Genomic DNA, 12,690 nt, shown 5'->3' on the forward strand with positions numbered 1-12,690 from the left:
AAAAAATCGGCCTCTGCCCTCTCCCGTCAAGGAGGAGGCAAAGGCCGAATGTGGTCACACCATCGCTCGGCTACTTATCGGCGTACTTTGTTCAGCACGGTCTGAATCGCAGACGACAGTTCGTTGATCTCGAATTTCGCGACGTAAGCATCCGCACCAACATTGCGTACGTGATCTTCGTTCGCGCTGCCGGACAGTGAAGAGTGAATCACGACGGGAATATTCTTCAGATATTCTTCACGCTTGATATTTCTTGTCAGCGTAAAGCCGTCCATTTCCGGCATTTCCAAATCGGTCAGAACCAGTGAGATCTTATCCGAGATAGGTCGGCCTTCTGACTGTGCTTCTTGCGCAATTTGTCGAATCTTGTTCCAGGCATCCTGTCCGGTGATGTGCATACTAAACGGAATGCCCATCTGGGTTAGCCCCTGCTCAAGCAGCGAACGAGCGACTTTGGAATCTTCCGCCACAATCGCAATCGCACCTGGCGTATAAGGGTAAATTTTCTCTTCTGCGTTCTTGAGCTTGGTTTCGCGATCGCCAGGAATGATATCAAACAGAATCTGTTCAACATCCAGCACCAGCGCCAGACGGTTACTGTCTTTATCGTTATCAAGACGCGCAATACTGGTGATATAAGAGCTGCTCACGCCTGCTTCAGCGGCCAGAACCTGACTCCATTCCAGACGCACGATATCGTCGACTGATTCTACGGCAAATGCCTGCGTACTACGTGCATACTCTGTGATAAGGAGGATGTTCAGGCCGGTTTCTGATGAACTGCCGACTACGGCAGGAAGATCGATAACGGGAATGATTTGTCCACGAATGTTGACCATGCCCAGCATCGGCGATTTCATGCCAGCCGCTTTGGTCAGCGTAGGCATCGGCACTATTTCACGCAGTTTAAACACGTTGATGCCAAACAGCTCAGATTTGCCACCTTCAGGTGATTTGCCCAGTTGGAATAATAAGAGTTCAAATTTATTAGCAGAGGTGAGGTTTGTTCTCTCATCAATTTCTTTTTGAAAATTATCCATGCTTTCCTCAGTGCGAGTCATTGTCATTATAGGTACACCGTAACAAGGCAACATTCGAGATGTGAGCAAACAAGAACCAACATCCGACCGCTCCACTGTACGTGATAGTCGTGTTCTTCAATCTTATCCAGCGTCAAACGTAAATATTTATTAAGTGTGTCAACCTTATCATCCAACGATGCTAATCATCGGACCAGTAGACGGATATCAGCCCTCTTCAGTATCACTGTCGGCTAGCATCCTTAAAGTGTAGATAACATTCCCTGAATCATTAATATCGGCAGAATTTGCCAACACCTTATCCCAAATCGTGACAGAAATGTTGCCTGAGAAGAAAACCTCACCCCTCTCTTGACACCGCGGTCAGAAAAAACTAAAAACATACCGTACAGTTTAGTTTTAAAAAGGTACGCATGCCGACATTTACGCATAGCAACAGTGAAGGTGCTCTGGTACCTAAGCGGCTGGCGTGACTGGACGTCGTGTGGCTAAGGCTGCGTGTTCTCACGCTATTTCGCGGTTCTCTTTACAGGATTCTCATATGTTCACATTATCCCGGATTGCATGTCCTACCGTATTGGCGCTGGCTGTCGTACTCGCGGGCTGCGCGAGTAATCCCCCCGTGCGCTACAGCGGCATCGCATCGTCTTCGCAATTGACGCAAAACTCAGGTGAGCACGCGGATCGCATTCCTTACCGCTACACCACGCCCGTCGACTGGACGCAATACACTCACATCATCATTGATCCGGTCAGCATTTATCAGGGCAGCGATAACCAGTTCAAGGACATGTCACAGCAGGACAAGCAGTCGTTGGCCACCTATATGCAGGATACGTTCAGTAAAACCTTGCGTTCTCGTTTCAACGAAGTGACTTCGCCTGCCCCCGGTACATTACGGCTGAAACTGACGCTGACGGGTGCCGACACCACCACGCCGGTTGCCGGTACGTTTACCAAATTCGACCTGGCTGGCGGGCCCTACAACATCGTGCAGTCCATCCGTGGCAAAGAAGGTCTGCTCAACGGATCTGTGAACTATGCCGTTGAAATTTATGATGCGACGACCAACAAACTGCTCAATGCCTATGTCGCGAAGCAGTATCCGAACGCCATGAACGTCAGCGCCAGCGTGGGCGCACTGAGTGCTGCGGAAGTCGGTATCGATAAAGCCGCTGAAGAACTGGCGGACATGCTGAAGTAAGCGAAAAACGAATAGACAACGGTGCGGAACAGCATGATGACAATCTATCCCCACTTAATTATCTGTCCGCACTGCGACAGCGTGCATCATTACCGGGCGTTAAATCCCGGTGAGGCGGCACGCTGTACGCGCTGTCAGGCCACTCTTTATCGTTCAGGCTGGATGAATATCGGGCATCGGCTGGCGCTGATACAAACGGCGGCCATCCTGTTTTTTATCGCGAATAGCTATCCGGTACTGAGCGTTAGTTTTCATGCGCTACAGAATACGGCCACGCTGTGGCAAGCGGCGCTCGCATTGGCTAACGGGGCGACCTTGCCGCTGGCGATAGGCTGTTTTTTTCTCCTGATTACTGCCCCATTTCTGCAAATCATGCTGACTGGCTGGATACTGATGTTCGCCAACCAAGGCCGCTGTGCGCCCGGTTTTATTCCCGTGATGAAGATACTGCTGTGGCTTCGTCCCTGGAGCATGCTGGAGATTGCGATGCTGGGCTTTCTGATCGCCGCCATCAAGCTCTCCGGCTTTATGCAGGTCATGCCGGGAACGGGTTGCTGGGCGCTGGCCGCACTGATGTTGCTACTCGTCGTCGTCAACAGTCTGGAGCTTCGCACGCTGTGGTCGCTGGTGCCCACGGACAGCAACCGCAGCGTGGTCAGCCATGAAAGATAATCCGTCCGCCCAGCCGTTGTCGTTGGTTGCCTGTCCGTTATGCGGCCTCGTCTGCCAGCATGATGCCGATACGCACGACGCGGCGCGCTGCCCACGCTGCCAGTCGCGTCTGACGTCTTCCCACAAAGACAGCACCACGTTCTCTTGCGCGTTACTGGTCGCCGCCCTGATTTTTTATATTCCCGCTAACGTGTTACCCGTGATGTATACCCGCCTGTTCGGACTGGAGAGCGAAAGCACCATCCTAAGCGGCGTGATGGATTTCTGGCACAGCGGCGATTACGGCATCGCCCTGCTGATCTTTACCGCCAGCATTGTCATCCCCTGTATGAAATTTCTGATTCTCGGCCTGCTACTCGTCATGTCTCGCCAAAAAAGCAGTAAAGCGATGGCCGAACGCGCGGCACTGTATCGGCTAACGGAATGGGTGGGTTACTGGTCCATGCTGGATGTCGTCGTCATTGCCGCCGTCTCTGCGCTCGTCAGATTTCCGCCGCTGAGCGAAGCGGAACCTCGCAGCGGCATTCTTTTTTTTGGGCTGGTGGTGATACTGACCATGCTATCTGCCATGAGCTATGACCCGCGTCTTATCTGGAAAGGTGACAAGACATGATCCACGAACAACCCGACGAGCCGGTGATTATCCGCCAACGCTGGCGAATCTCATTAATCTGGCTGGTACCGGCGCTCGCCATGCTAACGGGGCTCGCCATGCTGATTCACACCTGGTCGGACACCGGGCCGGAAATCGTGATTTCCTTTCAGAGCGCAAGCGGTCTTGAGGCGGGCCGCACCGTCGTCAAATATAAAGACGTCGTGGTAGGCAGTGTAAAAGACATCTCGCTGAGTCAGGACAGTCAGCAGGTTCTCGTCACGGTGCAGCTCAATAAAAATGCGGAAAGTCTGGCGCATGTCGACAGCCGTTTTTGGGTGGTTCGTCCACGCGTCGCCATCAACGGCGTGACGGGCATCGATACCTTGCTTTCCGGCGCTTATATCGGGGCCGATAAAGGCGAATCGACTCAGGGAGAAACTCAATTTATCGGTTTAGAGTCGCCACCCGCGGTGATTAACGGCATGCCGGGCAGCCGTTTTATCATTCAGGCGGACGATCTCGGATCGCTGGATAGCGGTTCGCCGGTTTACTACCGCCGCATCCCCGTCGGCCGCATCGCGTCTTACCAGTTGAATCGCGATGGTCGCAGCGTCCAGCTTCAGGTTTTCATTGATGCACCCTACGACCGTTTTGTTACGCCAAATACCCGCTTCTGGAATGCCAGCGGAGTAGACCTCTCGGTAGACGCCAACGGTTTTCGTCTCAGAACACAAACCCTCGCGACAGTCATGGCCGGCGGCATCGCATTTTCCACGCCCGATCTGGACAACACGATTGCCCGACCAGAACCGCTGACCACCTACAAGCTGGCGAGCGATCGAGAATCGGCCCTGTCACCACCGGATGGCCCGCCTACCCGCTTCAAACTCCGCTTTGACCGTTCGTTGCACGGTCTGGAGGTCGGTGCACCCGTTGAATTTTCCAGCGTCAAAATCGGCCACGTGACCGCCATTGAGCTGGATTACAACAAAACGGGCTATCGCTTTCCAACCGTCGTCAGCATTGACGTGTTTCCTAACCGTCTCGGCAACGTGCTGGATAAGTTACCTAAACAAGCGATGTCGCTCGAACAGCAAACGGCTGAGTTTACGCGCGATCTGGTTGAACACGGCCTGCGTGCACAGGTGGCACCGAGCAATTTGCTGACCGGACAGCTCTATATCTCACTTGATTTTGTGCCCGATGCGGCGAAGACACCGTTTGATCTCAACGCCCGCCCGTTAGTGCTGCCAACCGTCGATGGGGGATTTGACCGGTTACAAACGCAGATGGCGAGTATCATCGGCAAGATCGATAACCTGCCGCTGGATGCGATCGGCCGCAACATGAACACTACGCTGGTCGAAGCCAATAAAGCGCTGCGACAGGTTAACGGACAGACATTGCCGGAGGCCAATCGGTTGATGCAAAACATGCAGCAGGCCACACGCCGCGCACAGGATGTTCTGGAAGAGGATTCGCCGCTGCAACTAGGCATCACACAGTCACTACAGGAAATTCAGCGCACCTTGCGCGCCCTGCGCAGTCTGGCCGAGCAGATTGACCGTCACCCGGAGTCGCTGCTGCAAGGGCGACCAAGTGATGCCTCATCGGCGGCATTGAACCGCGATCCCCTTTCCCGAGAAGGATCTTCAAGATGAAACGAGTGGCACTACTCTTATCGATTACCGTTATTGCGTTGCTGAGCGCCTGTTCGTCGCCTCCGGTGCGTTACCACACGCTGCTGACGCCCGCCTCGCCCGTTGCAACCCTATCCTTTATGGCAAACACAACGCACGCAGCACCCTTTTTCATCGATGTGCTGCCTGTTGGCGTCCCGGCACAACTTGATACGTCGCAGATCGTTATTCGACAAGGTGATAGCGGTGCTGTCGTGCTGGATAACGAGCGTTGGCTCAGCCCGCTGAGTGAGGAAATCCGTACCGCGCTTTCCGCCGATCTGACGCAGCGTCTCAACACGCAGGACGTTTCAGGCTTGGTGCGTTCGGCAGACACGCCGGTGGTCAGAATTCACCTGCAGGTTCGGCGATTTGATAGCTGGCCCGGCCAATCGGTGATGTTTGAGGCCGACTGGAGCCTAAGCGCCGTTGGGGAAGAAGATGAGCGCGCACGATTGCTCTGTAGAAGCCAGTTTACCGAGCAGGCGGCGAACAGTGATACCGCCATGCTGCGCGCTCAGCAGCAGGTCATCACGCGGCTAGCGGAGCAGATCGCCGCAACGGCGACCCGCTGGATGCCGGATCGCCAAGGCACCTGCCCTACGCCGCCGCGCCGGCCATAAACATGCTGACCGCATCCCCGACGATCTCGCGGATGCGGTCGAGGCTTATTGGCTGTAAATGACGGTGGAAAATACGATCATCGATTTCTGCCGTCAGCAGCGCCAAAAACTGTAACGCCCGCAAACGTGGGTTTCCCGGCTTCAGTTCCTGCCGTGCTATCGCCGCCGCCATCAGATCAGAAAGTTTATCGACGTTCTCTTTTGGACCAGAATCATAAAACAGCGAACCAATATCAGAATGCCCAGCCTCTGCCACCACCATCCGATAAATTGCCATCGCACTGCTATCGTTGGTCAACACGTACAGAATGCGTTCGCCGAAGCGTGTCAGTTGCACGTCCAACGTTTCGGCTGCTAGCGTGTCCGTCATCAGCTCCGCCGTTGCCTCGGACAGATGCATGGTCGCATGTTCACGAACGACAGCCGTAAACAGTTCTTCTTTGGTTGAAAAATAGCCATACAGCGTCGCCTTGGAACCGCCGACCCGCTTCGCCAGCTCATTCATGGTAGCGCGTTCATAGCCCATTTCCTGAAAAAGCTGCGCCGCCGTTTTGACAATGGCCTCACGACGAGCCTTAGTGCGGACTTTCATCATCACTCCTGCCAGCCGATGCTGACGAGCAAAATAGGATTCGATATAGCAATATTATCAAAACATTAGCCTCGCCGCCGCCTCTTTACACAACGCAGCATTGCAGCCTGTAACGGCGGGAGAATAGGGAGAAAGGCATGACGATGAACAGCAAAGGACGACGGGGGTTGATAAGCGAAAACGGATTATTTACTATCCAGCTCCGAATGACGGAATACCCCTAAATAATTCAAATTGCAGGAAGGCGGCAACGCAGTGAATCCTCAGGAGCTTACTCCAGTAAGTGACTGGGGTGAACGAGAAAAGCCAACGCACATGCAATTTGAAGTATGACGGGAGAGCTGTTTTTAGGGCGTGTGGCTTGATACCACACACCCTAAATTCAGTAGACAGAACAGGAACAAAATTATGGGTAATTCCCTGGGTTGGCAAATCAATTTGTAACAATTTTTTTAAAATTTACTTTCTTAAATTTTTTATAAATTGTCCTGTTCATGAAAAAATTATAAGTGATATCATGGGGTAACAGTAGTTAGACTTAGGTATAGGTCAGCACTATACTTTTAGGATGCCATCTATATCATGGGTACTTTCTCGCTTTTATTGAGGCCGTTACATGTCTGTATTTTGCTCTGACAATGAAATTATCAATAACACGATAAAAAGCTATCTCGGCCGAAAATTAAAGCAGTATGGCGACCTGAAATACGCCTATATGATCATGAACAAGAAGAACCCCTCTCAGGTTGTGATCATCTCAAATTACCCGCAGGAATGGGTTAATACCTATAAAGAAAATAACTATCAGCATATTGATCCGGTTATTTTGACGGCGATAAATAAAGTCTCGCCGTTCTCCTGGGAAGACAACATCGTTATTAACTCTAAGCTGAAGTTCTCCAAGATTTTTAATCTGTCAAAAGAGTACGATATTGTTAATGGCTACACCTTTGTCTTGCATGACAACAATAATCATCTGGCGGCGTTATCGATTATGTTTGAAGAGCACGCGCCAACGGATATGGAAAATATTGTTGAGGAAAACAAAGACAAACTGCAAATGCTGCTTATTGCCGTCCATGAGAAAATCACCACGCTTTACAAAGAGATGACGCAAAGCACTCAAAGCAAAAAACAAGGTGAAAAAGAGATTTTCTCCCAGCGCGAAAACGAAATTCTGTACTGGGCCAGTATGGGAAAAACTTACCCGGAAATTGCGCTGATTCTGGATATCAAAATCAGCACCGTGAAATTCCATATTGGTAATGTGGTAAAAAAACTGGGCGTGCTGAATGCCAAACACGCCATCAGACTGGGCGTAGAATTACAGCTCATTAAACCTGAACCGTTATAGTCATTATCAAGTCTATTTCACCTTAGTGAGATAGACTGCTGCGCGTTCCACAGCGCGCGATAACGGCCTTCAACACGCAGTAATTCGCTATGCGTTCCCTGCTGGGAAATCCCCCCATTCTCGACAACCAGAATTCGATGTGCGCCCACAATTGTCGATAGCCGATGCGCGATGACAATGACCGTCTTGTCCTGAACCAGCCTGTCAATCGCCCGCTGTACGGCGAGCTCGCTTTCGGTATCCAACGCCGCCGTCGGTTCGTCCAGAATCACAATCGGCGCGTCCTTCAATAATGCCCGCGCAATCGAAATACGCTGCCGTTCGCCGCCAGATAATCTGCCGCCAATATCGCCCAGCCGTGTTTGCCATCCCTGCGGCAGCCGCTGAATAAAATCCAGACACTGGGCAGCCTCGGCAGCCCGCTCGACCTCTGTGTCGCTGGCATCCGGGCGGGCCATTCGAATATTTGCCAACACCGAATCATCAAACAGATAGACATCCTGAAACACCACGGAAATCAGCCGATTCACTTCACGCGTTGGAATGTGCCGAATATCCACACCGCCAATACACACGCGTCCACGTTGCGGATCCGCATGACGCATGAGCAGTCGCGTTATCGTCGTTTTCCCCGAGCCCGACGGCCCGACCAACGCCGTCATCCCCTTCTCCGGCAGCACAATGTCCACGCTATCGAGCACCGCCTCAGCCTCGTTGGCATAGCGAAAACTCACCTGCTCGAAAGTAACCGCATGCGTCATTGGCACATCGACAGGTCGATGTACGGGAAGCGGTTCAATCGCCAGCAGATCGTCAATGCGATGCAGCGCCGTATTAATCAATTCCAGCACGGCCGTATAACTGACAAACGTCGCCAGCGGTTCAGAGAAGCGCACCACAATCACCATCATCGCGGCGACGATGGCAACATCCCACGCGCCCATTACAACGCCGCTGATCCCCAGAATCAGTACGCCCTGAAGACCTAACTCCACGACGCTGGCAACCACCGCGCCGGGTTTGGCACCGCTGCGGTGAGCCGACGTTTGTATCTGCTGTAGATGCTGAAAACGCTGACGCAGCAAAGATGTACGTTCAGCCTGCTGACAGCTGGTTCTCAGAACGGCGAGCCCCTGCACATATTCCACAATGTCGGCGCTGGTTTGCTGATTCGCCTCCGCCAGCGCCTGCATCGTGTGCGCAAATGCCGGTCGCCGCCAGCGATAAAGCAGCGCGATGGCGGGAAAGATCAGCAGTAAACTCACGCCCAATCGCCACTCCACCATCAGCATGACGAGCGCTATCACAACGGGCGTCACGATAGCCAACAGCAGTTGGTTTATTATCGCCAGCATATAGTTCAGGTTCTCATCCACGCTGCCCAGCAGCAGCGCGTTGATATCCCCCGCCCGCGCGGACTGGAGCGTGGTTAGCGGCATACTGCGCAGCTGTTCTCCCAGACGCATACGCAGCTCATGAGTCGCCACCGCAAGCTGCCCGCGATATTCAAATCCTTGACCATACCAGCGCAGCGCCAGCGTCAACAGGCTAAGAAATGTCATGAGTACCAGCCAGATCGCTATCTCGCGGGAAGCCGCCGCGTGGGTGAACGCCGACAGTAGCGGAAACAGGCACGCCAGCGCCACCCCCTGCGCAACAGCCGCTGCCAGCAGGCTTACGCAACACCGACGGAACAGCCGAGATTGTGAACCCGTCACCCGCTCCAATTGACGATACGTGTGCCACCATGCGAATAACTGCGTCGTTATGACGGTATGGTTTTTGTTCATCACGCGCGATCTCCTGACTGTCCGCTGCTCGACGATGTGCTGCTCGGTGTGTTGCCTAACGCCCAGTTCTGTGCCTGCTCATAGTGTCGCCACAGTTCGCTATAGCGGCCTTGTGCCGCCAGCAGCTCGTCATGACGACCAGACTCGCTCAGCCGTCCACGGTCGAAGACCACGATCTGGTCAGCATCACGAATCGTCGACAGACGGTGCGCCACCATGATGACCGTCTTACCCCGCATCAGGATGCCAAGCGCCGCCAGCAGCGCAGCCTCGTTTTCCGGGTCGGCAAAGGCCGTCGGTTCGTCCAGCACCAGAATCGGCCGGTTGTGCAACAGTGCCCGAGCGATAGCGATACGCTGGCGCTGTCCGCCGGACAGGAACTGGCCGCGCTCACCCGCCAACGTGTCGTAACCCTGCGGCAACGCCATGATAAAATCGTGCGCCTGTGCCGCCTTCGCGGCGGCAATCACCTCTTCCATGCTTTTTTCAGGCAAGCCGAGCCGGATGTTATTAGCGATGCTATCCGCAAACAGGAAGGATTCCTGAAAAACAAACGACACCTGCTGCATGAGCGTGGCGGTTTTCATCTGCCGGATATCAACGCCGCCAATCAAAATGCGCCCAGCCGTCACATCCCAAAAGCGGGGAATGAGCCGCGCTACGGTGGTTTTCCCTGCACCAGACGCCCCGACCAGCGCCGTAACCGAGCCTGCCGGCACCTGAAAGCTGACCTCCTCCAGCACCCAGTCGTTCGCATGCTGGTCGTAGCGGAAACTCACCTGTTCAAAGCTCACGCTGGCATCGGCAGGCAGGGCATCGCTTTCCGCTTCCGGCAGCGGCGATAGCGCCAGCACGTCCTGAATCCGGCTGATACTCAATCGGGTTTTCGCTACCATATGGTTCAGCGCCATCATCGGCATAACCGCTTCTGCCATACCATTGCCGAGCAGCAGCACCGCGATCCACAGGCTGAAATCAAGCTCGCCGGCGTGATAGAAACCGTACGCCACCCAGCACAGCACCAACAGCGTGGGAAGCGGGTTAAGCACCGCGAAAGAGAAACGCGCCGAGAACCCCGCCTGCTGATACCAGCGCGTAAGCACGTCCAGATAATTTTCCAGCGCCTGCTGGTAGCGCCCAAACGTTGACGCACCCGTATCGAAGGTGCGCACCACCGGCATTGCCTGCACAAATTCAATCACGGCGGTACTGACTTCTTCCCGCGCGTGGTTATAGCGCTGGTTCATCTCACCGGCATTGCGCATCGCCAGCATCAGCACCACGGCACCGATGACCAGCACCAGCAAAGCAGCCAGTGCCAAACGCCAGTCCAGCCAGAACAGTAACGCCCCCGTGCACAGCGGTGCCACAAAGGCGCGGGCATAGAGCGGCGTGCTGTCCGCTACAAATAGGTGGAGCGCTTTGACATCATCCTGCACGATCTTCGCCAGCGAACCGGTGCCCAGACGCTGCACCTCGCCCAGCGGGATCCGCGCCAGCTGTTCCGCCAACGCGCTGCGAATCTGATTTTCCAGCCGAAATGCGGCGTAGTGAGACTGATTAAAAGCCAGCAGACGCAGCAGATAGCTGGCGCACAGGCACAGTACAGCCCCGACCATCGTCAACAGCGGCCATGACGCGGGTTGCACGATCAGCAGTTGGATACTCCACGCCAGAAAAAGCAGAAATGCGATGCCAGCCAGAACCGACAGCCCCGACAGACACATCGCCAAACGAATTTGCCCTCTTACGGGGTGCATAATGTGCCAGGCTCGGTTCTGTGGCATAGAAGACGGCATAGCAGCGGATGAACCGCCCTCAACAGCGGAATGTGGCATAGTTGTTCTCTTTTCTCCTTCCCGCACAGTCGCTTACCTGCAAGACAAGCAAATCAACTCGACGGCGGCAATAAAGTCAGGAATAATAACTATTCTCAATTGCGTATCTACCCGATTCGAGCCGATTTCTACCCGAATCGGTACGGGTTACCGTCATCAACTGCGGTGCGATGATCGTCCAATTACCGGATCGTCCGATGTTCGCAACCCGTCTCTTCAGGAGCCTGTCCATTGAATGCCTCCCCACTGAAAGCCACCAGCGAGCCTGAAGTCACCATTTCGAATTTGATCGCTGAACTGCACGTCATGCGGCCGGATACCGGTGCGGACTGTAGCCTTCTGCGCGCTACGCTTCAGGAAGGGTTGGATATTCTGGTGTGGCGCGGACAGTTCCGACAGCCCACCACCATGCATTTGCATGACGACTGGGGACGCATCAATTTTTCCTGTTCGTTGCAAGGAGATTCGCAATTTGCACTGAAAGGCGATCGGGGACGGGAACACGTACTGAAGCAAGGATCGGGTTGTATTAGCTATACCCCAGACTGTCAGGGTACGTCATCCTACGCCGGACAATTTGAAAGCGTCACGGTGTCGCTGAGCCCTGAGCTACTGGCTAACTGGGTGCCGGATCTCACCGGTAACCTGCAACAGCAGCTGGACTCTGGTCGGCTCTGCACCCACTGCGACTGCAATGCCGAAATGCGGGCAACCGCGCAGGTGTTAAGCCACGCGCTGTCCAGCCTGACGCACCCGCAGCAGACCGGTGAAAACCGCCATTCACCGCTGTGGCTACTGGGGCAAAGCATGATTCTGGTGAGTCTCGCCGTCGCCGGACATGCCGACGCGGTTCCCCAGCAGGACACGCTCAGCCTGGCCGATCGCCAAAAGCTGTTGCGGGCCAAAGACTTACTGCTGGCGGATCTGTCACAGGCTCCTACTATCGCCATGCTCTCCAGAGAAACCGGATTAAGCGTACTCAAGCTGAAACGCGGATTCCGTCAACTCTTCAATAACAGTATCTATGGGTTATTTCAGGCCGAACGTATGCACGAAGCGCGGCGTCGGCTGTTTGTCACGGGCGCGCCCGTCATGGTGGTCGCCACCGATCTGGGTTACGCCAACGCCAGCCACTTTAGCGCCGCCTTCCAAAAGCAGTTTGGCGTCACGCCTTCTGCTTTCAAGCGCCTAAACATTTAGTCGATCGCCAACGTCCCCGTTCATCCTGATACGGGTACAAATAGACTGGATTCGGGTAGCGCCGCAACAGCGAATGATTATCATTTTCTCCATAATAAGCCGG

The 12,690-nt window shown here is 54.2% G+C and carries 11 protein-coding genes; 7 read left to right on the forward strand and 4 right to left on the reverse strand.

Going from position 1 to position 12,690, the window contains the following annotated elements; genetic code table 11:
* Nucleotides 1–74: 74 nt before the first annotated feature.
* Nucleotides 75–1,040, reverse strand: coding sequence for a chemotaxis protein (locus H4F65_RS06060; protein ID WP_010284402.1), 966 nt, complete (start codon nucleotides 1,038–1,040; stop codon nucleotides 75–77).
* Nucleotides 1,041–1,581: 541 nt separating this feature from the next.
* Between H4F65_RS06060 and H4F65_RS06065 the strand changes: the two genes are divergently transcribed.
* From H4F65_RS06065 to H4F65_RS06085, 5 genes are read left to right on the forward strand one after another with little or no spacing between them, the layout of a single operon-like run.
* Nucleotides 1,582–2,244, forward strand: coding sequence for a DUF3313 domain-containing protein (locus H4F65_RS06065; RefSeq protein ID WP_039320383.1), 663 nt, complete (start codon nucleotides 1,582–1,584; stop codon nucleotides 2,242–2,244).
* A 36-nt stretch (nucleotides 2,245–2,280) separates the two neighbouring features.
* Nucleotides 2,281–2,916 carry a paraquat-inducible protein A gene (locus tag H4F65_RS06070; protein ID WP_010287706.1) on the forward strand — a complete coding sequence of 212 codons (636 nt, stop codon included), beginning with the start codon at nucleotides 2,281–2,283 and terminating at the stop codon, nucleotides 2,914–2,916.
* Nucleotides 2,906–3,529 (forward strand): paraquat-inducible protein A, encoded by a 624-nt coding sequence (locus H4F65_RS06075; protein WP_039320378.1) that lies wholly within the window; start codon nucleotides 2,906–2,908, stop codon nucleotides 3,527–3,529. Before H4F65_RS06070 ends, H4F65_RS06075 begins: the two co-directional genes overlap by 11 nt.
* The gene (locus tag H4F65_RS06080) at nucleotides 3,526–5,172 is read left to right on the forward strand and encodes a PqiB family protein (RefSeq protein ID WP_010286642.1); all 1,647 of its coding nucleotides are present in this window, start codon (nucleotides 3,526–3,528) and stop codon (nucleotides 5,170–5,172) included. The genes H4F65_RS06075 and H4F65_RS06080 overlap by 4 nt, the downstream gene beginning before the upstream one ends.
* Entirely contained in the window at nucleotides 5,169–5,813 is a 645-nt protein-coding gene (locus tag H4F65_RS06085; protein WP_010286638.1) for a PqiC family protein, read from the forward strand. Before H4F65_RS06080 ends, H4F65_RS06085 begins: the two co-directional genes overlap by 4 nt.
* Here the strand turns inward: H4F65_RS06085 and H4F65_RS06090 are convergent.
* The gene (locus H4F65_RS06090; protein WP_010286635.1) at nucleotides 5,791–6,405 is read right to left on the reverse strand and encodes a TetR/AcrR family transcriptional regulator; all 615 of its coding nucleotides are present in this window, start codon (nucleotides 6,403–6,405) and stop codon (nucleotides 5,791–5,793) included. The two genes, H4F65_RS06085 and H4F65_RS06090, sit on opposite strands and share 23 nt — an antisense overlap.
* A 616-nt stretch (nucleotides 6,406–7,021) precedes the next feature.
* Here H4F65_RS06090 and H4F65_RS06095 point away from each other — a divergent pair.
* Nucleotides 7,022–7,759, forward strand: a complete 738-nt coding sequence (locus H4F65_RS06095; protein WP_010286603.1) for a helix-turn-helix transcriptional regulator — start codon at nucleotides 7,022–7,024, stop codon at nucleotides 7,757–7,759.
* A 17-nt stretch (nucleotides 7,760–7,776) separates the two neighbouring features.
* On the opposite strand, the gene H4F65_RS06100 is transcribed toward H4F65_RS06095, so the two are convergent.
* Nucleotides 7,777–9,549 carry an ABC transporter ATP-binding protein gene (locus H4F65_RS06100; RefSeq protein WP_010286600.1) on the reverse strand — a complete coding sequence of 591 codons (1,773 nt, stop codon included), beginning with the start codon at nucleotides 9,547–9,549 and terminating at the stop codon, nucleotides 7,777–7,779.
* Nucleotides 9,549–11,387: an ABC transporter ATP-binding protein gene (locus H4F65_RS06105; protein WP_010286597.1), complete on the reverse strand. Its 1,839-nt coding sequence runs from the start codon at nucleotides 11,385–11,387 to the stop codon at nucleotides 9,549–9,551. The genes H4F65_RS06100 and H4F65_RS06105 overlap by 1 nt, the downstream gene beginning before the upstream one ends.
* 231 nt (nucleotides 11,388–11,618) lie before the next feature.
* Between H4F65_RS06105 and H4F65_RS06110 the strand changes: the two genes are divergently transcribed.
* A complete protein-coding gene (locus tag H4F65_RS06110) occupies nucleotides 11,619–12,587 on the forward strand; it encodes a helix-turn-helix transcriptional regulator (protein WP_010286595.1) in 969 nt (322 codons plus the stop codon).
* Nucleotides 12,588–12,690: the final 103 nt, after the last annotated feature.

It is taken from the genome of Pectobacterium brasiliense, from assembly GCF_016950255.1.
GTDB lineage: Bacteria > Pseudomonadota > Gammaproteobacteria > Enterobacterales > Enterobacteriaceae > Pectobacterium > Pectobacterium brasiliense.